Below are 22096 nucleotides of genomic sequence, written 5' to 3'. Positions count from 1 at the left end.
CCATATTCAGGGAAAAGAATATGAATTGCTGGCAGCAGTTAGATACGGAACCAACAGACGACCTTAAAATCATCAAACGGGCTTATCTGAAACAACTGAAAAAAATTGATCCTGAGCAGGATCAACAAGCTTTCATGTACATACGTGAGGCATATGAGCAAGCACAGCATTACGCCCAATCAGATGTTCACGAATACTCCGCCAATGTCTGGCAGGCAGATTCCGAAAATTACTTGAACACCTCAACAGAATCATCCTGGGAAGACAATATTTCTAACAATCAGGCCCATACAGTTACTCCCACCCCGGCTCAGGAAACAACACCGGAATATGAATACGGCACAGAATGGACCTCAGACACCGGTACTAATCAAACAGACAATACAGCTCAGCCCCTTCTCCTGAATGCTATAAATATTCATCAGCAGGCCCAACACATCATCGATCAGTGTAAAACCTTACTGCAAACGAAAAATATCAACAGTATTCCCCACTGGGAAGCTATCCTTCGCTGCCCTACTCTCTTTAATGATCAGGTCAGGTACCAGGTAGGATCGCAGATTATGGTTGATATAAACCGTATACTCGAGAGCGAAAAAACCCATAAAGCACCTAGTATCCATGCAGATCTGCTTGCCTATCTGGACACCAACTTTCACTGGAGCAGTGAAGTATCGTCCGAATGGCATGCACACCCTGTCGTTATCCACAAAATGGCTATGCTATCCAACGCAGCACATATCGATATCGCTCCCATTAAAATGTTCACATGGCGGAGGATATTACAAGTAATGTTCAAACCCAAAGGCCGAATCCGGCGACGTGAATTCCTGTTAGTGCTAACGCTTTGGCTATTTGTTTTTGCATTCGGTTCGCTCGTCGAGAGCACGCAGCAAAGCATTTTACAGGAAGGGTTAAACATATTATTTTTGCTGGTATTTCTCTATTCCCTCATATGTCTTACCTTCAAAAGAACGATTGATACTGGCCAGTCACTCTCCGTATTAATAATTATCTTCATCCCCTATATTGGTCCGCTACTTTTGCTAGTACTCATGCTAGGCGTTGGTCCCTCAGATGAAGTTGAAGAACTTAACCCCCGTGGTGACAAAACACTTTTTACACGTACCTTCAGAAGTATCTATGGCGGCAAGAAAAGCAATTGGGATCAGCAATCAGATGGTATATTGAAAGCCATATGAACCAACAAAAAATAACGCAGCACCTCAACGCACTGGCCCTGCAGGACAGCGATATCGCCCGTGCCTTTGCCGAACTGGGTTCACCGCCACCCCGCAGCCGGCCGGCAGGGTTCAGAACCTTTCTGAATATCATTGTCAGCCAGCAGTTATCCAAAGAATCCGCCGCGGCCATTATGGGCCGGGTGGAAAATCTGCTCACAGCACAGGGCACTCAGCCGTTGCAGGCCAGCTGCATCAGTGCCCATTCCGACGAAGCTCTGCGGGCTGCGGGCTTATCCTTCCGAAAGATTGAATACATTCGCGGGCTGGCAGAAGCCGTCAGTTCAGGCCGGCTGGATATCGACGGGCTGGCAGACCTGCCGGACGATGACGCCATTGCCGCCATCACCCAGCTGAAAGGCTTTGGCCGCTGGAGTGCCGAAATCTATCTGATGTTCGCCCTCGGCCGGGAAGACATCTTCCCCGCCGAAGACCTCGCTGTGGTCACCGCCCTGGGTAAACTGAAACGGCTGGACGGCAAACCCAGCGCCAAAGACGCCCGTGCCATGACCGCCCACTGGGCTCCGTACCGCAGCGCCGGCGCACTGTTTCTCTGGATGTACTACCGCGGCGCACCGGTCTGAACAGGCAGTACATGCCTGCGGCTTAAACTTCGCGTGACGAAGGAGGTGGACTCTCTTAATATACTCCCGCAAGCACAACAATCAGGTTCGCGAGATTCCCCATGACAGACCTCAGCCCGGCTAACATCATTCTTAATGCTGATTCCTACAAAGCCTCCCATTTCCGGCAATATCCGCCGGAAACCACTCAGGTATCCAGCTATATAGAAGCCCGTGGCGGGGAATATACACAAACGGTGTTCTTTGGCCTGCAAATGTTCCTGCAGCAGTATCTGAGCAAGCCCATTACCGCAGCGGATATTGCCGACGCTAAAGCCATCATTGAAGCCCACGGCCTGCCCTTTAACGAAGCCGGCTGGCAACACATTCTGGACAAGCACAATGGCTATCTGCCGCTGGAAATTCAGGCCCTGCCGGAAGGCTCCGTAGTGCCCACCCAAACGGCGCTGGTGCAGGTCATCAACACCGACCCCGCATGTGCCTGGCTGACCAGCTACATCGAAACCGCCCTGCTGCGTGCCGTGTGGTACCCCACCACCGTCGCCACCCTTTCATGGCACTGCCGCCAGACCATTCAGCACGCCCTGATGAAAACCGCCGACACCTGCGACGGGCTGGACTTCAAACTTCACGACTTCGGCGCCCGGGGTGCCAGCAGTGAAGAATCCGCGGCCATTGGTGGCGCAGCCCATCTGGTGAACTTCATGGGCACCGACACCATCAGCGGCTTGCTGGCCGCACGCCGCCACTACGGGGCAGAGATGGCCGGCTTCTCGATTCCGGCCGCTGAGCACAGCACCATCACCGCCTGGGGGCGTGACAACGAAGCCGCCGCCTACCGCAACATGCTGGACGCCTTTGCCGGCCCCGGCAAACTGGTAGCCGTGGTAAGCGACTCATACGACCTGTGGCATGCCATCGACCACATCTGGGGGCAGGAACTGCACGATGCTGTTACTGGCAGCGGCGGCACTTTAGTGGTCCGCCCGGACAGCGGCGACCCGGTAAGCGTGGTCAGCGAGACGCTGGAACGGCTGATGAAGGTCTTCGGCTATCACACCAACAGCAAAGGCTTCCGGGTACTGCCGGACTGTGTGCGGGTGATACAGGGGGATGGCATCTCCCGCCTGAGTATCTCTGCCATTCTGGCGGAAATGGAGCAACGCGGCCTGAGTGCCGACAACATCGCCTTCGGGATGGGCGGCGAACTGCTGCAGAAAGTGAACCGCGACACCCTCAACTTCGCCATGAAAACCTCGGCGGTGAACATTGCCGGCCAGTGGCAGGATGTTTACAAAGACCCGGTTACCGACAGCGGTAAGCGTTCCAAGAAGGGCCGTCTGGCGGTTATCCGCAGCCAGGCAGGTGAACTGCAAACCATCCGTGAAACTGATCTTGGTAACCAGCAAAACCTGCTGACGCCGGTCTTCCGGAACGGTGAAGTTCTGCAAACCGTCAGTTTTGATGAAATTCGCCAGCGGGCCCGCCAGGAAATCAGCTGAACGCCGGCAATCAATAGCCACAAAAAAAGGCTGAAGGTTCACACCCTCAGCCTTTTTTAATTACTCTTTTTAAGAACTCTTGCTCAGCGCTTAGCTCTTCAGCGCAGCCTGCTGCAGAAGGGTAATTTCGGCGATGCCTTTTTCTGCCAGCGCCAACATGGCATTCAGCTCATCACGGGAGTACGGCTCGCCTTCTGCAGTACCCTGGACTTCAACAAAGCCGCCTTTATCCGTCATCACAACGTTCATATCGGTTTCGGCATCAGAATCTTCTGCGTAATCCAGATCCAGTACCGGCTCACCTTTGTAGATACCCACAGATACCGCCGCAATGGCATATTTAACCGGGTCACCTTTCATCGCGCCGTGCTTGTCGGCTTTCAGGAAGGCAATGGCATCCATCAGCGCCACATAAGCTCCGGTGATAGACGCCGTACGGGTGCCGCCGTCGGCCTGAATCACATCACAGTCGATGGTAATGGTGTTTTCACCCAGTTTATTCAGGTTCAGACAGGCACGCAGTGAACGGCCAATCAGACGCTGAATTTCCAGCGTACGGCCACCCTGCTTACCACGGGCCGCTTCACGGCCACAGCGGCTGCCGGTCGCCCGTGGCAGCATGCCATATTCAGCCGTTACCCAGCCCGAACCGGAACCACGCAGAAAACGTGGCACACCACGCTCAACCGACGCTGTACAAATCACCTTGGTATTACCAAACTCCACCAGCACCGACCCTTCGGCATGCATGGTGTACTGGCGGGTGATTTTCACCTCGCGCATCTGATCCGCTTCGCGGTTGCTTGGGCGAATGGTCGCCACACCCAGGTTTTGTAACTGATCGGAGATAGAAGAACTCATGAATACTAATTCTCTGCTTGGAGTTGCGCTTCGACATAGAGCCGAGCCAATCGGGCTGATAGAATGTCTTGGAAATGTGAATTCTAATCGAGAAAAGACAATATGACACGTAGTATGACCGCTTTTGCCCGTCAGGAAGTTCAACACAGCTGGGGCAGCCTTACCTGGGAAGTGCGTTCGGTTAACCACCGCTACCTGGAACCGCACCTGCGTCTGCCGGAAAGTCTGCGGGATCTGGAAGGCCCGCTGCGGGAACAGCTACGTAAAAATCTCAGCCGCGGTAAGGTTGAATGCACCCTGCGATTCGTACCGGAAGCCCAGTCCCAGACTCTGACCGTTAATCAGGACTTCGCCGGTGAACTGGTGGCTGCCGCGCAACAGGTTGCCAGCATCATCCCCAATGCACAGACACTGGACCCGCTGGAAGTACTGCGCTGGCCGGGCGTCCTGCAGGACACCAAACTCGATATGGATGCGGTGAAAAAAGCCGGGCTGGAACTGTTCAGCAAAGCACTGGCCGAACTGATCGACAACCGTGGCCGAGAAGGTGCCGAACTGGCCAACCTGATCGACCAGCGGCTGGACGCTATCACCGACATCGTCACCGACGTGCGCGCCAAGCTGCCGGGAATTCTCACCAAGCAGCGGGAAAACCTGCAGGCCCGTCTGGATGAACTGCAGGCCGAACTGGACCCGACCCGCCTGGAACAGGAAATGGTCATTCTGGCCCAGAAAGCCGACGTCGACGAAGAAATGGACCGCCTCAACACTCACGTTCAGGAAGTAAAACGGGTACTGAAGCAAAAAGGCCCGATCGGCCGCCGGCTGGACTTCCTGATGCAGGAACTGAACCGTGAAGCCAACACCCTGTCATCCAAGTCGATCGTCAGCGACACCACGCAAAGCGCCGTGGAACTGAAAGTCCTGATCGAACAGATGCGTGAGCAGATTCAGAATATTGAGTGATATGCTTAACATTAAAAAGCCCTGAATATTCGGGGCTTTTTTTTGTCTGGATATCCCGGTAACTTTATCGTTAAAAAACATAGCCAAGGATAGGTTATATGACTGATCAGATACCTCTTTATTTCAAAGATAACTTTTCACCTAAAGATGAGAAGCGCAGAGAACCTTTTGAAGGTTCTTTTCCTGAAGTCAGCCGCCTGCCACATAACTATGGTTTGTATACGGTAGATGCTGTGCTGAGTACTGATCTCGAATTTGAAAAAGAACCCCTCATCATTACGAGTTACACATCGTTACTTCGAATTGTAAAACTCATTTCAAAGCTTACCGAAAAACAGGATTTACGCATTCTCATCGGTAATGACCCCCGCCCTGTAACAAACACTCCGTTGTCACTTGAGCCAGTCCCCTTTCCTGAAGAAGTTCAGAAATATTGGTTGAATGAACGCATATCATTACTGCAATACCCAGAAGTTTTGCTTGCCCTTAAAAGAATAAGTGAAGGGCAAGTTGATGCCGCCTATCTGGACATCCCCGGAAGAATGATGCATGCCAAAATGATTATAACCAGTGATGTTGCCATCCTTGGGTCATCCAATTACTCAGAAGCAGGCTTAAGACGTAACATTGAAGCAAATGTTCGCTTCAAACGGGAAGAAGAACCTGAGAGATACAATGAAGTAAAAGAATACGCAGAAGCTCTTTTTAGTCTTGCAGATGATTATAGAAAGCATTTAAAAACCTTATTGGAATCATTACTTCAGCCCTCCACATGGGAAGACTGTATCGCCAGAGCGTGCTCAGAACTGTTAGAAGGTCACTGGGCAAAAAAATATACTTCTTACGCCGGCCCACATCACTCGAATATGACGTTATGGCCGTCACAGAAGCAAGGCATTGCTCAGGCACTATGGATAGTCGAAAACTTAGGGAGTGTATTAGTTGCTGATGCTACGGGTAGCGGTAAAACCCGTATGGGTACAGCGTTACAACGTGCAGTCTTTGACAGGATGGTTCGTACCGGCAATCTTCGTGGTGGAGGAATGTCTTTGATCAGCCCTCCAGGAGTGGTACCGGGATGGCACAAAGAGCTTCTAAACTATGATTTATACCACCAACCTCTGTCTCAAGGGGCATTGAGTTTTACTGATCGAAAACGGATAGGTGACTTGGTTGCACAAGCAATCAGGCAGACGCAAATTCTAACAGTTGATGAGGCTCATAATTACCTTAATACCACTGCAAACCGTGCGCAGGTATTACTACGTAATCTTGCTGATCATGTTTTGCTATTTACAGCGACACCTATTAACCGCAGTGCTTCTGACCTTCTTTGCTTAGTTAATATTTTGGGTGCCGACAATTTTGATCCAGATGTTATTCAACGCTTCAACAATTGGCTTCGGATGGATGTAAGAAGCATGCGGGCAGCTCGTGAAGAACAGCTGGAAACACTTAAGAACGAGATTGCTCGCTTTACCGTTCGAAGAACTAAAAATGAGTTAAACCGACTGATTGATCTCCAACCCGATGCGTATCTAAACAAGCATAAGATGCCATGCCGTTATCCTGAGCACCAGGCAATCCCATATCCAACAGGGGAGTCTGAATCAGCCTTGCAAATAGGACGAAAAATCAGAAAGTTATCAGAGCAGCTCCAGGGTGTAGCCTATGTAACAAAAGGAATTGGTCAGAATGCATTCCTGACATCTGAAGGCGAGCCTATAGACCCTGAAACTGTCATTAATCAACGTTTAGGTATGGCAAAAAGAAGCGCCATCTATCAAATTATGTCTCACCTGCGTTCCTCTAAAGCCGCAGCATATGCTCATATAGCAGGTAGCCTGGCAACTTCTCAGTTCTTTGGCTTTGAAACTAAAAATGGGAAAGATAAAAAGAAGATAAGCCATCAGGGGATGATTCCAAAACTGGAAGAACAAAACTCTCCTCCAGGTGTGAGTTTTCCTGAAACAATGAATAACACCTTTGATGTACCAGAATGGCTGATTAATCAAAATGCCTTTCTTCGGGTCTGTGCAAGTGAGATCAAAATTTATCGCGAGATTATTACCCTTCTGGAGAAACTTGATGATTCAAGAGAACTGGCTAAGTTAAGCCTGATTTCAGCTCTATTTTCTGATAACACTCTACTGGGCGTAATTGCTTTTGATCGCCACCCTGTAACACTTCTTTACTTGCGCCATCTTTCAGAGAAAGAAGACTTGCTTAATGGCGTCAAATTGCTGCGTGCTTCAGGTGATTCAACCAAAACAGAGCGAAAAGAAGTAGACCTGTATCTGAATAATGAAAATAAATTAACCCAGAATGTTCTGGCGCTATGCTCCGATGCAATGTCAGAAGGTTACAACCTTCAAAATGCTTCAATAGTAATACACCTTGATATGCCCTCAGTTGTACGTCTTGTTGAACAGCGTATAGGACGTGTGGATCGAATGGATAGCGTGCATCAGAGCATAAAAGTTTACTGGCCTATGGATCATGATGTTTTTGCCCTCCGTACAGATGATCTGTTGATAGAGCGCTTTGAAGCTAATGCGATGCTGTTAGGTTCCAACTTTTCCTTACCTGAAAAAATGGCGGATAAACGAGTTGATTACGAAGAAATCATTGAGCTGGCAGAAAAACAGAGCGTTACCTGGGATGGAATACGGGATGCCTTTGAACCTGTACGGGATTTGATCGAAGGCGAAAAAGCTCTAATTACCAGTCAACATTATCAAGCGATATCATCCATTGAAGAAACATGTACGCGAATAAGCGCCGTCGCTTCAGATCATAACTGGGGATTCTTCTGTATATCCGGCACTGAATTTGGAGCTCCAAAATGGGTGTTGATTAGTGAAACTCAGGCTGCTCCTATTGTTGATCTTAGCGTGATATCACAATTTTTATCAAATCATCTATTTAAGGATATTGTAAAAGTCGATCTGCAATCTGATCTATGTTTCAAAAGTATAAAAGAATATCTTCAAGCATTACCGGCTATTGAGCGCGATTTACTACCCAGACGTAAACAGGTAGCTCTTATAGAAATGGAGTTTATACTGCGCGAATGGACAAAACATACAGATGAAGAACAAACCGATTTTTACAACAAAATACTAAATATATTGAGCCAAAAAACTGAAACAACAAAAGCAATAAACTGGTCTCTTCTGGCTGACCATTGGTTAGAAATAATCCGGCCAGTTTGGTATGAAAAGCTCAGCTCTGCCGGCGGCCGAAAAGCTATTTTACTGACGGACCTACATGATAGTTTGATTAAAGACCCAATCCCTTACGACAAGGTATATGAACGCTTTGTTGTACTACCAGATTCTGCATCACATGTAAGTGAAAGAATTGCAGCCTGTATAATCGGTATTAGTAACAGCTGAAGAGCTAATGGTTATCCATATCATCACAGTTATCAAAAAATTTTAACATCTTGCGTATAGCGGACTCTAACGCTGCCATTCAGTTCCTGAGCGATTATTCACAAACCCCGTCAAAGAGTTATCCGGAACTATCCGGTTTCTTCGGTTAAAAGCCTGATGAATCCATCGTTGCACCTGACAAGGATCATCAGACCAGTCATAGATTTTAGCGAATCCTCGATTCACATTATCCACTAGCCTGGGTGGTAAAGTTTTAGGGTTGTATTTACGAAAATTATTCTCAGTTTGTTTATCTCTTAGCGTTTCCAACAAACCCCGAGCAGGTAAATGATAGCTGGGCAGTAAAATCCCAATCAGGCCAGAACGAGAGTTATATCTGGTATCACGGATTGACGCACCAATTTCCCAGTCCACATGTTTACGTTTCCAGGTATCCGTACCAATCAACACTACAGTCACGGTAGATTCCCGAAGATACTCATCGCGGATAATCTGTCTGATGCGCTCCGCCGGTAAGTTTTCATTGATATCACCAATCCGCACAGACTGAGAAAGCAAAATATCATGCTGATGAGCAAACAGGCGCTCAAAGCGATCTCGATAACTCTGATCATTCGCATGGTGATAACTGACAAATACTTTATGGCGCTGGCTCACTAAAACTCCTCTTTTAATCGTTCCCTATTTATATAAAACAGACCTATACGACTCCTCCCGCATCTAAGCCATTACGGCTCATCATTCACCTCGAAAGCGGTCAGATCTTCGACCCCAGCCATCTGGGAAAGCATCTGTGTGTAAATCGTCAGTTGTTCCTGCAGCTGACTCAAGTCAGCACGAAACTCCTCGCATTGCTCCTGAGAGGTATCAAAGCCATTCTGTTTAGCTACCGGATGCCATTTGGAAGTGAATGGCCTAATGATCTGATTCAGAACGATCACGGCTATCTTGGTGAACTCTAGACAATGGCGACCGTTTTCCCGCAGAATGTCCCGGGTTAACGGGAATAGCTGGTGTACACTGGCCAGCGCTGCGTATTCATCGCCTTCTCTCATTTCCAGTTTCTGCGTTGTTACACGGGTCAGCAGTTCGACATACAACTGCCATGCGGCAACCTTGTCCTGCTCTTTCGGTTGCCACTCGGCATCAAGAAACGGGGTTTTAATCTTTAGGGAGGTCATCCCCCACTCATCCAACCATTCACGCCATTTCATTAAAGTATCCTTTTTAACGCTGCCATTCAGAGCCGCTGCGGTTGTGGATAAAACCCGGAAAGGAATTATCCGGGTTCAACTGTGTCCGGCTGAGAAAGGCCTTATGAATCCATTGCTGAACCTGAACAGGATCATCTGACCATTCATAGATCTTTGCAAAGCCGCACTTAACATTATCCACCAGCCGGGGTGGAGCGGTTCTTTCGTAATATTTGCGACAATGATTGTTCGCGGTATTCCGGTATGCAGCGGTGTGTAACAGATCCTGAGCCGGTGGCTGATACGTCGGTAACAGGATGCCGATGAGGCCGGAGCGGGGATTATAGTCAGTCTGCCGGATGGATGAGCCAATCTCCCAGTCCACATGCTTTCGCTGCCAGGTTTCAGCACCAATCAATACCACCGTTACCCTGGTATCCCTGAGATACTGATCGCGGATTATCTGGTGAATCCGCTCCGGCGCTGCATATTCATCAATATCACCAATCTGTACCGACTGTGGCACCATAATGTCATGAATGTCTGCAAACAGCTGCTCAAACCTGTCACGGTATGCCTGATCGTTCGCGTGATGATAACTGACAAAAACCTTGTGTCGCTGGCTCATTCCTGAATTCCTTGTCTTAATAATTAACTGCAATATCCATTGCTTACGGTGAATAACCTGCTGATTAAGCTACCCACATCCATTTTAATTGCAAGCGCTAAACATAAGTAAAGCAGGGGTAGTTCGATTCAGCCATCTTCCGGCACACCATCCGCCCGATCTGTGTATATACTTGAAAGAACAGCCGTCACTTAACCGTGTAACCAATGGAAACCTTACAGGCAGAACCCTTACTGACAGAATTCGGCCTCCCGTATTTCAGGGAACTGGCCAGCTTTGGGGCACTGTCTGACGACATGATCCGCAACATGGTTTACAAGGGGGTCTGTGTGCAGCTGGAACAGGGGGAAATTCTGAAACCTTATGAATCCCCGGTGGACGGTTTCAGCATTGTGCTGGAAGGAGATATCGCCTTTTACAAACACTGCGAAACCCACGATGTGCTGACCCGCCACTTCCTCGCCGGCGAACAGATCGGCTTTGATTCCATGATCGCCATGATCCCCAACAGCGGCACCGAAATCGCCTTTGATGACAGCATAGTGCTGCAGATCAGCGCCACACAGTTCTTTGATTTACATGTGGATTTCCCCAATGACTTCGGCTTGCTCATGATCAACCTCTCACGGGAGCTGTCCCGGGAAATCGCCATGCTGGAAGATGTCGTCGGTAAAAGCACCGGCTGGCAAGCCTGACCACACCAGCCATTCGCGCTGGCTGTCTTTTTAACCCACCTGTACCCCGTTCACTGCATCGTCTATATTGTTCGGACGCCGGATTTCTGCGGCAGCCCGGACGCCGATTTTCAGCTGAAGTCACTCAACGTAAAGGAATAACAATTATGATTACTCAAGCCAGCAAACAGTTGGGGATTCTGTCGGCATCTTTGCTGCTGTCCCTGCAGCTGCACGCGTCTTCGCAGGTTGCTGATTCAGTTGCGCCGGAAGCGGCCAGCGGTCTGCAGAGCAAACAGGCAGTGACCGCAAATGATTTTATGGTAGCGGCGGCCAACCCTCTGGCGGCGCAGGCCGGTTATGATGTGCTGAAAAACGGCGGCACCGCGATGGATGCCATGGTCGCTATTCAGGCCATGCTGGGGCTGGTCGAGCCGCAGTCGTCCGGGCTGGGTGGCGGTGCCTTTCTGGTGTATTACGATGCCGAGCGCAAACAGCTGACCACCTTTGATGGCCGCGAAACCGCCCCCCTGGCAACCACCCCGGCACTGTTTCAGGATGCCAACGGTAAACCGCTGAAGTTCTATGACGCGGTTGTCGGTGGCCGCTCTGTTGGTACCCCGGGTACCGTTAAACTGATGGCGGATATGCACGCCCGTTACGGGAATCAGGACTGGGCCAGCCTGCTGAAACCCGCGCAGGATATGGCGGCTAACGGCTTCCGGGTATCCGCCCGGCTGGCCGGTGCAATTACCAATGATAAAGAACGCCTGAGCACCTATCCCGATACCCGGTCTTACTTCTTCAGCGCTGACGGCGAACCGCTGCCGGAAGGCCACCTGCTGAAGAATCAGGCTTATGCCGATACCCTGGCCCTGCTGGCGAAAGACGGGGCCGATGCCTTCTACAACGGCCCGATCGGCAAGGCCATCGTCGCTAAAGTGAACAGCATTGAAGATAACCCTGGCATCCTCAGCGAACAGGATCTGGCAATTTACAGCGTCAAGGAACGCCCGGCAGTCTGTGCGCCTTATCGTCAGTATGATATCTGCGGCATGGGGCCGCCAAGTTCCGGTGCCCTGACCGTCGGACAGATTCTGGGCATCAGCAGCAATTTTGATCTGGCCGGTATGGGGGCTGATAGCGCTACCGCCTGGCAGATCATCGGCGATGCTTCCCGTCTGGCATTTGCCGACCGGGGCCGCTACATGGCCGACAGCGATTATGTACCTATGCCCGAAGGCCTGCTGGATAAAGCCTACCTCGCCCAGCGTGCTGAGCTGATAACAGAAGGCAAAGCCCTGACGGCAGTCGCCCCCGGTGAACCCCGCTGGGAGCAGGCGGTGGCGCAGGCGGATGATATCGCTATTGAACTGCCTTCCACCTCACACTTCGTCATTGTGGATAAAGCCGGCAATATCGTTTCGATGACCACCACCATCGAAAACGGCTTCGGCTCCCGGGTGATGAGTAACGGCTTCCTGCTGAATAACGAGCTGACGGATTTCTCATTCGCGGCGCAGAAAAACGGCTATCCGATTGCTAACCGCATCGAGCCGGGCAAGCGCCCCCGTTCGTCGATGTCGCCCACCATCGTGATGCGTGACGGCCAGCCTTATATGGCGGTCGGTTCACCAGGCGGCTCGCGGATTATCGGTTATGTAGCCTCGGCCCTGATTGCCCATCTGGACTGGGGCATGGGCATTCAGCAGGCCATCGACCTGCCACACCTGATCAACCGTTTTGGCACCTATGATCTGGAAAAAGGCACTGCTGCTGAAGGCTATAAAGCGACCCTTGAAGGTATGGGGTTCAAGGTGAACGTCCGTGATCTGAATTCCGGACTGCAGGCGATCATTCTGGATAACGGCACACTGACCGGCGCAGCCGATCCCCGCCGTGAAGGTCTGGCACTGGGCGACTAGCCTGCCTTCTCCCCCGCCTTGCTCCGTTCAGGGGCAAGGCTTCTTACGTATAAAGTCTTAGATAAGAATAACTTGCTCACCGTTTTGGGTAAGCAACGTTGCACATAAGCCATTCCTGAGCGGAAGGTTTCCCGATCCTTGCCTATGTTTAATTCAGAGGTCTTTTTCTGAATTAAACCTGAGGCAAAATCCATGCTGACGCCGCATCATCCGAAATGTTTACCACGGCTCCGTTTAGCGGGGCTGCCTGCAGTAATCATTGTCTGCCTGATGCTGATCAGCAGCGCCCTGCAGGCCACCCCCTTCCGAATCGGTCTGGCCACCTGGAGCGGCTACCCGGAAAGTGTCCGGGGGTTCAAGGCAGGGCTGGCAAACGCAGGTCTTATCGAAGCTCTCGACGTCACTTTCATTGCCGGCGAACAGGGTGCGGACATCGGGCTGCAAACCCGGGTTGCGGAATCCTTCCGCGATGCAGGGGTGGATCTGGTCTATTCCCTGACCACCCCCGGCACCACCGTGATGAAAAACATCCTGCCCGACAGCACGCCGATTGTGTTCTCAATCGTGACCTATCCGGCAGATTCGGGGCTGATTGAGTCATTCGAATATTCCGGAAACAACCTGGTGGGCACCAGCAACTATGTGCCGGTCCGGCACTATCTGTACCTGTTGCAGTTGCTTTATCCACAGGTCAGCCGGATTGCAATCTTTCATCGTAAAGGCGAAGCGAACTCGCAAATCCAGTCCGCCAACTTACTGCGCCTGTTCCGCCGGGCCGGCATTGAAGCGGTCGAGTTTAAACCGGAGAACCTGACGCAGCTCAAACGGCTGGCAGAACAGGTCGTCGGTCAGGTAGACGCGTTTATGACTACCACCGACACCCTGATCCAGGCCGGCGGGGAGCAGATCCTCATTGAACTCTCTCTTGAACACGGCATACCGGTGCTGAGCTCCAATAAAAAGGGCATTGAACAGGGCGCCAGTTTTGGCCCGGTGGCCGACTTTTACACGCTTGGATATATGGCTGGCCAGAAAGCAGCCCGCATTCTGCGGGACGGCACTGCCCCGACTAAACTGGAATCTGAAATTCAGAATCCGCCTCTGTTCCTGGTGAACCGCAACACCATTAATCATCTGGGTATTCCGCTGTCACCGGAAGCCCTGCGCAATGTAACCTGGACTGACGAATGAAACTAACGGCTAAAATCGTTTTCACCGGCATCCTTGCCGTCGGCCTGATTATGAGTGCTATCGGCTACCTGATTGTTTCCGGAATCGACCGTGAAATGACCCGCAACCTCGATAACTGGCTCACCGGTGATGCGAAGTTTGCCGCTGCCCGGATTAACGAAAAAGCCACCCACGTCAGTGCCATTACCCAGGCCATCGCCAAAGCACGGGAAATTCCCCGGGCACTGAACACCTACGAAAGCCGGGGCATTAACGCCATCCTGAATGACCAGATCGCGATCTACCCTTTCATCAACTACATACTGGTCACGGAAAATGACAGCAGCGTCTTTGCCGCCAGCACACTGGACGGCGACCTCAAAAAAACCCGCGGGGAAGACCTGTTACTGGAGCGGGCCCAGGAACACCCCATGTATCAGCCCGACAGCAGCCGCCAGCCGGTCAGTGTCGGCCGTATCGGTTATGACCCTTATCTGGCGGTAATCGGGCTCGAACGGGGCTATGCCCAGTGGTTTTCTACTGATATCGAACATAAAGGGGAAATCGTCGGTCAGGTCATCGTGTCTATCGACTGGGAAACCATTCATACCGCCCTGCTCGATGACATCGTCAGAGAACTCAGCGACGCCGGAAACCCCATTGACGCGGCCTTTCTCACCGATACCAAGCAGCGGATTCTCAGCCACAACACCCGCAGCAGCCTGAACCATGTTCACAGTGATCACCGGGACGAAAATGCCCAACTGGATAAAAATCAGCTGATTGGCCAGCAAAACGTCAGCTTTGGCGACCATACTTACGTCGTCAACATCGTGCTTAACCGTGAGTTGGCCATGCACCCGATAAACACCCTTAACCAACGGGCATTTCTGGCCACGTTTCTGGGCAGCTGCCTGCTGGGAATCGTCTTATTCGTTATGCTGCGCCGCTCAATCCTCAAGCGTATCAATAGCCTGCACACGGCGATGTTTCAGCTTGGCTCCGGTGACTTAAGTTATCGGGTACCGATCGCCGGCAATGATGAAATCACCGACCTGGGGCGTGCCATCAACGAAATGACGGCAAACCTCGGCACCAAAACGACGTCAATCGACCGGCTTAATGAAGAGATCAATCTGCGTAAACAGGCCCTGCAGGAAAAACGTGAACGGGAAGTTGAGCTGGCCCAGAGTCGCAAATATATCGACGACATCACTCATAATGCCCCGCAACTGCTTTCCTATGTGGATACCGGCCAACACTACCGCTTCGTGAATAAAGCCTATGAACGCTGGTTCGACGTTCCTCTGGAGCACTTCCACAGAAAACACGTACGGGAAAGTCTGGGCGAAGAAGCCTATACTCTGATCCTGCCCTACATGCGGATGGCTCTGAACGGCCAGACGGTCAACTATGAATCGGAAATCCCTTATTCAGAAGGCGGTAACCGGTTCGTCAATGTGACCTATACGCCGGACAAAAACACCGAAGGAGAGGTACTGGGCTTCTTTGTCTCGGTTGAAGATATCACCGGCATCAAAGAATCTGAGAAGAAAATCCAGAACACCCTGAACCTGCTGGAAGCCACACTGGAAGCCACGGATAACGGCATCATGGTCACCGATGAATATGGCCAGATGATCAAAGCTAACCAACGCTTTGCAGAAATGTGGCAAGTGCCGGATGAACTGCTCAGCAACGCCGATACTGATGCCATACTCAGCCTGATGGTTGAGCAAACGAGTGACCCGAAAACCTTCCTTGAAGGGGTTCAGCAACTCCACGCCGAAGACAATATCCAGGCACTGGAAACCCTGGCATTCAGGGATGGCAGAGTCTTTGAGCAGGTATCCCTGCCGATTATCAACAGCAGTAAATCCATGGGTCGGGTGTGGAGTTTCCGGGATATATCACAACGCCAGCGCTATGAAGAAGGCTTGCTGGAAGCCAAGAATGCAGCCGAAACGGCCGCCCAGGCAAAAAGTGAATTCCTCGCCAACATGAGCCATGAAATCCGCACACCAATGAATGGCGTGCTGGGGATGCTCTCCCTGTTGCAGGATACCGAACTGGATGAGCAGCAGCGCCATCAGGCCTGTCTGGCCACCAGCAGCGCCGAAAGCCTGCTTAACCTGATCAATGACATTCTCGATTTTTCCAAGGTCAATGCCGGCAAACTGGATCTGGAAAATATCGACTTTGACCTGCACAGCATGCTTAACGAATTCACCGAAACCATGTCGCTGCAAGCCCATGACAAAGGCCTTGAACTGATTCTGGATACCACCGAGCTGGGCCACAGCCATGTACGGGGAGACCCTACCCGGCTGCGACAGGTCATTACCAATCTGACCGGCAACGCCATTAAGTTCACCAGCGACGGCGATGTCACCCTGAAAGTCGCCCTCAGCGACCTGTCACCGGAAGAAGCCGGCAGCAGCGGCAAAGACCTGCGGCTGAACTGCAGCATTTCCGACACCGGTATCGGCATTGCGGAAAGTAAACTCCCCGGGCTGTTTGACTCCTTCAGCCAGGTGGACGCCTCTACCACCCGACAGTACGGCGGCACCGGGCTTGGCCTGAGCATTACCAAGATGCTCTGTGAACTGATGCAGGGCAGCATCCGGGTCATCAGTACCGTCGATAAAGGCAGCTGTTTCAGCTTTGATATGCTGATAAACCGCAGCGAAATGGATGAAAAAATTCCGGATACCGACCTCAAAGGGCTGGAAATTCTGATCATTGACGACAACACCCACTGCCGCAACACCCTCAGCCGGCAACTGAGGATCTGGGGCGCAAATGTCACTGAAGCAGCCGACGGTTTTATTGCCATGCAGGCATGTCAGGAACGGGCACAGATTGCCAGCCTGCCTCTGTTTGATCTGGTGGTGCTGGACATGGAAATGGCCGACATGGACGGCGAAGCCTTTACCAACCGGCTGCACTCAGAACCTAAACTTCAGCACATCAAGCTGGTCATGATGACCCCCTCGCTGAACTGTGAGCCGACCAGACGCTATGCAGAAAAAGTGGCCGACAGCTACTTCGCCAAACCGATAACTGTGCCCACCCTTCTGAAAGCCCTTAATACCGCCATTGAGCGGCCACTGCTGATGCTGCTCGAGCCGGAAATGAAGCCTAAACCCAAACGCCACCAGCCGGTTCAGAATGCGTCACAGGTCACCCATAACATGAAACACATGCACCGGGTCCTGCTGGTTGAAGACAACAGGGTCAACCAGATGGTCGCCACCGGTATCCTGCAAAAACTGGGGCTGCGGGTGGATGTTGCCGATAACGGTCTGGATGCCATCGGCAAACTCACCACCAGTGCCATGCCTTACAACCTGATATTCATGGACTGTCAGATGCCGGAAATGGACGGCTATGAAGCCACCCAGCAAATCCGCGAAGGCAACGCAGGGGAGGAAAACCGGCGCATTCCGATCATCGCCATGACCGCCAATGCCATGAGTGGTGACCGTGAAAAATGCATCACCGCCGGCATGGACGACTACCTCAGCAAACCGGTCATACTCAGCGATCTGGAGCTCGTCCTGCAGCGCTGGCTCCACCAGCATACCTCACACACGTCAGACAGCAGCGGGGCCACCACGCACACAGCGGCTTCCCCGGACTACATCAATGATCTCAGGGAAGAATTTGTCAGTTGGGATAAATCAGAAGCACTGGAACGGGTCATGGGGGACGAAGGATTCCTGCACAGCCTGCTGGAAATCTACCTCAGCGACAGCCAGCCCCTGATCAGTGAACTGCAGAGTGCACTGGATGCCGGCAACTGCGAACACGCCCGGCATGCCATTCACGCACTGAAAGGCATGGCAGCCAACCTCTCCGCCCATTATCTGCACCATCTGGCGCAGCAGCTTGAACAACTGATAAAACAGAGTGAGATTGACGAAGTTATGCAACGTTTACCGGGGTTTCTCGACGCCTGTCAGGAACTGGAAGATCTGTTCAATACCTGCCTGTCCCACTGAGGCCGGGTTTACTGGGTGCCGCAACGGTATTTGCACACCAGCCGCTCCAGTTCGCCCTGCTGCTCCAGCCGGGCGATACTCGCATTCAGCTGCGCCAGTAAGGGACTGCGGGCGCGGTGTAAACGGAAGGTCACAGCATTACTGGCATACGGCAGGGAAATCTCATAGTTGAGGCTTTCCTCCGACTGATACCGCAACGCCGTGGCTTCGTTAATCAGCCCGATCTGATTCCAGCCCCGGTGCACCCGCTGAGCAATCTGCCACTGGCTGGCAAAATCCTCCCGGATCAGGTTATCCGGCACAGAAGCCCCCCGTACCGTCGCCACCCGCTGACCTTCCAGATCTTTCAGAATAAACACCGGGAACGACAACTCCGGGCGGTAAATAATCACCTCATTCACAATGCCAAACGGAATGCTGTAAAGCGACACCTGCTGCAAGGCATCCGGCACCTCCAGCTGTGGCGACACGCCAGCCTCGATATCAATCTCGCCGGCAATGAATAAACGCTGTAAACGGGCCTGTGAAAGAGGCACAAAATCCAGTTCAACCGCTAAATCTTCTGCAATCAGCCGTAAGGTATCCGCATAAATGCCCTGAAACTCGCCCGCTTCATCCTGCCAGAAAAACGGAATCTGCCCCGGCAAAGGCATGCCCACCCGCAGCGTTCGCGTCGCGGCAGGCTCTGCTTCCGGTGCCGCCTGTAGCGGCAACGCGGCAAGCAACACCAGCCACAGACCGCTGATAAAGTGCAAAATGGCACGAAAGGACATATTTACTGATTCTCTGTGATATTCTGAGCAACTGATAACAGGCAGAGAATAACCTAAATTCATGCCACCTTCTGCAATTAAACGCATGTGCGGCAAAGATACCCCCTTTTATGCAGACCAACAGCGCCTCCGCCAAACTGCTTGAACCGGTTTTACAGCTGGCACGCCACTTCCCACAACAGGGCGAACGAACCCTGCATCAGCAACTGCTCGACAGTGCCGGCCTCAGCGAAGCAGAATACAGCAAGCCCGGTGCCCGGTTTGCCGTCAGCTGCTATCCGTCTGTCCTGCAGACCCTGGCTGAAGCCAGCGGCAACCCGCTGATCACCCTCAGTCTGGGGGAAGCGACCCAGCCACGGTTACTAGGCTCTATCGGTTTTCTGATGGCAACCGCCACCACACTGGAGCAGGCTTACCAGAGCCTGATCGATTACCTGCCCCTGCTCATCGAAGGGGCTGTGCTGGAAATGCAGCCCACCGCGGAAGGTAGCCTGCTGACACTGGAACTGAACCAGAATGATCCCCGGGCGATCGAATACTTTCTTGCCTGTCTGGTGAACTGGCCCCGCTGGCTCACCGGCCGGCAGGTACCGGCACATGCGGTACGGCTGGCCTTACCCGAACCGGACAATATCCAGCCCTATCAGCAATTCTTTGCCGCTGAAGTCGAATTCGGCGCGGCCCGGCATCAGGTCTTGCTCAACAGTGAATATCTGAGCCTGGGCTGTCTGGATGCCAACGGCGAAATGCACCAGCTGCACCGGGAATTTGCCGATTCACTGCTCAGTAAAAGTAACCAGCAGGGGGCGCTTATCGCCCAGACCCGCAACCTCATCCGCCAGCAGCTGGCCGAAGGCGGCAGCGCCGTGCGCCGGGAAGAAGTCGCTGCCACTCTGGGCCTCAGCCTGCGGACCCTGCAACGGAAACTGGGCGTGCTGGGCACCAACTTTCAGGACCTTTACGATCAGACCCGCCGGGACCTGTGCCTGCAGCTTATCCAGCGGGGGCAGCTCAGTTTCGGCGAAATCACCTTTCAGCTGGGCTTTGCTAACCAGTCAGCCTTCCAGAAAGCCTTTAAACGCTGGATGGGCATTGCCCCCAGCCAGTACCGTAAACAGATTAAACCCCACATACCCGACCCGTTAAACATAGACACCGGGCCGGTGAATGATGCTGACTGGGTACAGCAAGACAACCGGGAAGACGCCTTCCGGCAACGGCTGAACAGCCTCACCAGCTTCAGCCGCGAATTGCTGGACATTGCCGCCATCGGCGGCATCAGTAACGACCTCTCTGAACTGGCCCGGGTGACCGGCAACCCTATCGCCCGGCTGGCCATTCATCTGTGGCCGGCAGAACAGGCCGGCATTCTGATCCGTGAAGAACATACCCCGGAACAGATCAGCTACCACTTCGCTGATCCGGCCTTGCAGGTCATTCTCTGCGGGCAACTCAGCCATGACGAACAGCAACGCCTGCACCGGCAGTTTGCTGCCACGCTGTACACAGATTTACCACCCCAGCCACAACAGGATGCTCACCGGCTCGGCCCGGTGCTGCGGCATCTGAACCGCCTCGACGACCCCCTGCCGGACAACCGCCGCCAGACGTTAAACCTGCAGGCCGCCGCATATGCCCGAGAAGACAAACACTATGCTCAGGCCGCCCGGTACCTGCAATATGCCGTGACCGACGCCAGCGATGCGGATCAGCGCACAGACCTGTTATTACAGAGCACCGATCTGCACCTGCTCAGCAGTGATATCCGTCAGGCAGAACACTGCCTGCAGGCGATCCGGAAACAGCCGGATGCAGCTTTACTGCCCCATTACCAAACCCGTCGTTCTCTGTTACAGGCCCGTCTGTATCAGGCACAGAACCGGCCAGAAAACGCCCTTGAAGTACTTTGCCAGCAATTGAAAACAGATCACCGGCCACTGCCGACAGCGCACAGCGAGCAGCTCAATCTCTTGCTCAGCCAGCTGGAACGGATCAGCCGGATTTCCAGCCGCGACAGCCGCCAGATTGAAACACCGGATGACAATCTTCAGCTGCAGCTGCTGGAACACATCAGCCTGCTGGCCCGCCAGCTCAGCCAGCCGTTGCTGGCAGCCTGCGCCATCGGCCGGATGACCGAACACTGCCTGCAGCATCCCGGCTCGCCGCTGGCAGCCTTTGCCTTCAGCAGTTACGCCTGGGTGGCCAGCTGGTTCTGTGCCGACACCCAACTGGCCCGCAGTTTTACCAGCAAAGCCATGCATCTGGCAGACAGCACACACCATCCGGTCCAGACGGGCAGTGCCGCCCTGCGGCTGAACAGCCAGGTGCAGCACTGGTTCAGCCCGTTACAGGAAGTCCGTCAGCAGCTTACTCACACACTGGAACTGGCCACCAGCCACCATCAGTGGCCAACCCTCAGCGAAGGCCAGCTACTGGCTGCCCAGCTGGATTTGTTCAGCAATACCCCGCTGGGTGAGCTGTATCCGCAACTGCAACAGCAACACCAGCAGATGCTTACCCGGCAACAGCACACCCAGGCCGCCTGGCTGGAAGGCTCAGCCCTGACAGTCATTCGCCAGTTGCAAGGCACTGAACCGCCCCCGGCCAGCCTGAGCTATCAGCATGGATGGCAGGCCGTCAGTTGCTGCATCAGCGCATTACTGCTGGACCAGCAGCACCTCTGGCCGGATCTGTACCGCTGGGAAGCCCGGCTGGAAAACGAGCTGGCAGGTTATTTCGGTGTCAGTGAAGCCCTGTTCTGCACAACCCTGATGCGGCTGATACAGGCCGGCCAGCAACAGGCCATCAGCCGGCGGCGTCAGCTGGAAACCGAACAGCTGATCTCCCGGCTGGAACTGTGGGCGACCCAGAGTCCGGACAACTTTAACTGTCAGCTGCAACTACTGCAGGCCGAACAGAGCCGCTTTCAGCCGGACAGCCAGACCACCGTCCGCTACTACGAGCAGGCGCTGCAGGCGGCTGACCGTCAGCAGTTCAGCTTCCACCGGGCACTGGTCAACGAACGCTACGCCGATTTTCTGCACCACAACGGCCAGAAAACGCTGGCCCGCTACTGTTTACAGGAAGCGATGCACTTCTATCGTCACTGGCAGGCGGATGCAAAAATAAAACAGCTGGCACAAACACTGGAATTGCTGGCAAAATAACCAATCACGC

15 protein-coding genes are annotated in these 22096 nt (G+C 52.8%); 10 read left to right on the top strand and 5 right to left on the bottom strand.

Features of this window, described 5'->3' with window-relative positions:
• The first annotated feature begins 20 nt into the window (after positions 1-20).
• The 3 genes from PCI15_RS00610 to PCI15_RS00600 all read left to right on the top strand — a co-directional run bounded on the left by PCI15_RS00610 (position 21) and on the right by PCI15_RS00600 (position 3327).
• Entirely contained in the window at positions 21-1202 is a 1182-nt protein-coding gene (locus PCI15_RS00610; RefSeq protein ID WP_271272433.1) for a DUF805 domain-containing protein, read from the top strand.
• Complete coding sequence (locus tag PCI15_RS00605) at positions 1199-1825, top strand: DNA-3-methyladenine glycosylase family protein (protein WP_271272432.1); 627 nt, start codon at positions 1199-1201, stop codon at positions 1823-1825. The genes PCI15_RS00610 and PCI15_RS00605 overlap by 4 nt, the downstream gene beginning before the upstream one ends.
• Positions 1826-1926: 101 nt before the next feature.
• The gene (locus PCI15_RS00600; RefSeq protein ID WP_271272431.1) at positions 1927-3327 is read left to right on the top strand and encodes a nicotinate phosphoribosyltransferase; all 1401 of its coding nucleotides are present in this window, start codon (positions 1927-1929) and stop codon (positions 3325-3327) included.
• A 90-nt stretch (positions 3328-3417) separates the two neighbouring features.
• Here PCI15_RS00600 and rph read toward each other — a convergent pair whose 3' ends face one another.
• Positions 3418-4188, bottom strand: a complete 771-nt coding sequence (rph, locus tag PCI15_RS00595; RefSeq protein ID WP_271272430.1) for a ribonuclease PH — start codon at positions 4186-4188, stop codon at positions 3418-3420.
• A gap of 102 nt (positions 4189-4290) precedes the next feature.
• On the opposite strand from rph, the gene PCI15_RS00590 reads away from it, so the two are divergent.
• The gene (locus PCI15_RS00590; RefSeq protein ID WP_271272429.1) at positions 4291-5154 is read left to right on the top strand and encodes a YicC/YloC family endoribonuclease; all 864 of its coding nucleotides are present in this window, start codon (positions 4291-4293) and stop codon (positions 5152-5154) included.
• 98 nt (positions 5155-5252) lie between these two features.
• The gene (locus tag PCI15_RS00585; protein WP_271272428.1) at positions 5253-8552 is read left to right on the top strand and encodes an SNF2-related protein; all 3300 of its coding nucleotides are present in this window, start codon (positions 5253-5255) and stop codon (positions 8550-8552) included.
• Positions 8553-8618: 66 nt separating this feature from the next.
• Here the strand turns inward: PCI15_RS00585 and PCI15_RS00580 are convergent, their stop codons facing one another.
• The 3 genes from PCI15_RS00580 to PCI15_RS00570 form a co-directional block, all read right to left on the bottom strand.
• Positions 8619-9209 carry a TIR domain-containing protein gene (locus PCI15_RS00580; protein WP_271272427.1) on the bottom strand — a complete coding sequence of 197 codons (591 nt, stop codon included), beginning with the start codon at positions 9207-9209 and terminating at the stop codon, positions 8619-8621.
• Between the two features lie 71 nt (positions 9210-9280).
• The gene (locus PCI15_RS00575) at positions 9281-9766 is read right to left on the bottom strand and encodes a hypothetical protein (protein ID WP_271272426.1); all 486 of its coding nucleotides are present in this window, start codon (positions 9764-9766) and stop codon (positions 9281-9283) included.
• A 13-nt stretch (positions 9767-9779) separates the two neighbouring features.
• Positions 9780-10373 carry a TIR domain-containing protein gene (locus tag PCI15_RS00570; RefSeq protein WP_271272425.1) on the bottom strand — a complete coding sequence of 198 codons (594 nt, stop codon included), beginning with the start codon at positions 10371-10373 and terminating at the stop codon, positions 9780-9782.
• A 206-nt stretch (positions 10374-10579) separates the two neighbouring features.
• Here PCI15_RS00570 and PCI15_RS00565 point away from each other — a divergent pair, with 206 nt between their 5' ends.
• The 4 genes from PCI15_RS00565 (at position 10580) to PCI15_RS00550 (ending at position 18146) form a co-directional block, all read left to right on the top strand.
• Positions 10580-11068 (top strand): cyclic nucleotide-binding domain-containing protein, encoded by a 489-nt coding sequence (locus tag PCI15_RS00565; RefSeq protein ID WP_271272424.1) that lies wholly within the window; start codon positions 10580-10582, stop codon positions 11066-11068.
• 146 nt (positions 11069-11214) lie between these two features.
• Entirely contained in the window at positions 11215-12972 is a 1758-nt protein-coding gene (gene ggt, locus PCI15_RS00560; RefSeq protein ID WP_271272423.1) for a gamma-glutamyltransferase, read from the top strand.
• A gap of 192 nt (positions 12973-13164) precedes the next feature.
• A complete protein-coding gene (locus tag PCI15_RS00555; RefSeq protein WP_271272422.1) occupies positions 13165-14163 on the top strand; it encodes an ABC transporter substrate-binding protein in 999 nt (332 codons plus the stop codon).
• Positions 14160-18146, top strand: a complete 3987-nt coding sequence (locus PCI15_RS00550) for a response regulator (protein ID WP_271272421.1) — start codon at positions 14160-14162, stop codon at positions 18144-18146. Before PCI15_RS00555 ends, PCI15_RS00550 begins: the two co-directional genes overlap by 4 nt.
• Positions 18147-18154: 8 nt before the next feature.
• Here PCI15_RS00550 and PCI15_RS00545 read toward each other — a convergent pair whose 3' ends face one another.
• On the bottom strand, positions 18155-18919 hold the full coding sequence (locus PCI15_RS00545; protein WP_271272420.1) for a substrate-binding periplasmic protein: 765 nt from the start codon (positions 18917-18919) through the stop codon (positions 18155-18157).
• A gap of 110 nt (positions 18920-19029) precedes the next feature.
• On the opposite strand from PCI15_RS00545, the gene PCI15_RS00540 reads away from it, so the two are divergent.
• A complete protein-coding gene (locus tag PCI15_RS00540; protein ID WP_271272419.1) occupies positions 19030-22086 on the top strand; it encodes an AraC family transcriptional regulator ligand-binding domain-containing protein in 3057 nt (1018 codons plus the stop codon).
• The last annotated feature ends 10 nt before the right edge of the window (positions 22087-22096 follow it).

Source organism: Aliamphritea hakodatensis, from assembly GCF_024347195.1.
GTDB lineage: Bacteria > Pseudomonadota > Gammaproteobacteria > Pseudomonadales > Balneatricaceae > Amphritea > Amphritea hakodatensis.
This window is presented reverse-complemented; position numbering and strand designations above follow the sequence as displayed.

Coding starts and splice junctions, on each gene's coding strand:
- PCI15_RS00590 (WP_271272429.1), top strand. CDS start 4,291: ATGACACGTAGTATGACCGCTTTTGCCCGTCAGGAAGTTCAACACAGC.
- PCI15_RS00545 (WP_271272420.1), bottom strand. CDS start 18,919: ATGTCCTTTCGTGCCATTTTGCACTTTATCAGCGGTCTGTGGCTGGTG.
- PCI15_RS00570 (WP_271272425.1), bottom strand. CDS start 10,373: ATGAGCCAGCGACACAAGGTTTTTGTCAGTTATCATCACGCGAACGAT.
- PCI15_RS00555 (WP_271272422.1), top strand. CDS start 13,165: ATGCTGACGCCGCATCATCCGAAATGTTTACCACGGCTCCGTTTAGCG.
- PCI15_RS00585 (WP_271272428.1), top strand. CDS start 5,253: ATGACTGATCAGATACCTCTTTATTTCAAAGATAACTTTTCACCTAAA.
- rph (WP_271272430.1), bottom strand. CDS start 4,188: ATGAGTTCTTCTATCTCCGATCAGTTACAAAACCTGGGTGTGGCGACC.
- PCI15_RS00550 (WP_271272421.1), top strand. CDS start 14,160: ATGAAACTAACGGCTAAAATCGTTTTCACCGGCATCCTTGCCGTCGGC.
- PCI15_RS00565 (WP_271272424.1), top strand. CDS start 10,580: ATGGAAACCTTACAGGCAGAACCCTTACTGACAGAATTCGGCCTCCCG.
- PCI15_RS00600 (WP_271272431.1), top strand. CDS start 1,927: ATGACAGACCTCAGCCCGGCTAACATCATTCTTAATGCTGATTCCTAC.
- ggt (WP_271272423.1), top strand. CDS start 11,215: ATGATTACTCAAGCCAGCAAACAGTTGGGGATTCTGTCGGCATCTTTG.
- PCI15_RS00575 (WP_271272426.1), bottom strand. CDS start 9,766: ATGAAATGGCGTGAATGGTTGGATGAGTGGGGGATGACCTCCCTAAAG.
- PCI15_RS00605 (WP_271272432.1), top strand. CDS start 1,199: ATGAACCAACAAAAAATAACGCAGCACCTCAACGCACTGGCCCTGCAG.
- PCI15_RS00540 (WP_271272419.1), top strand. CDS start 19,030: ATGCAGACCAACAGCGCCTCCGCCAAACTGCTTGAACCGGTTTTACAG.
- PCI15_RS00610 (WP_271272433.1), top strand. CDS start 21: ATGAATTGCTGGCAGCAGTTAGATACGGAACCAACAGACGACCTTAAA.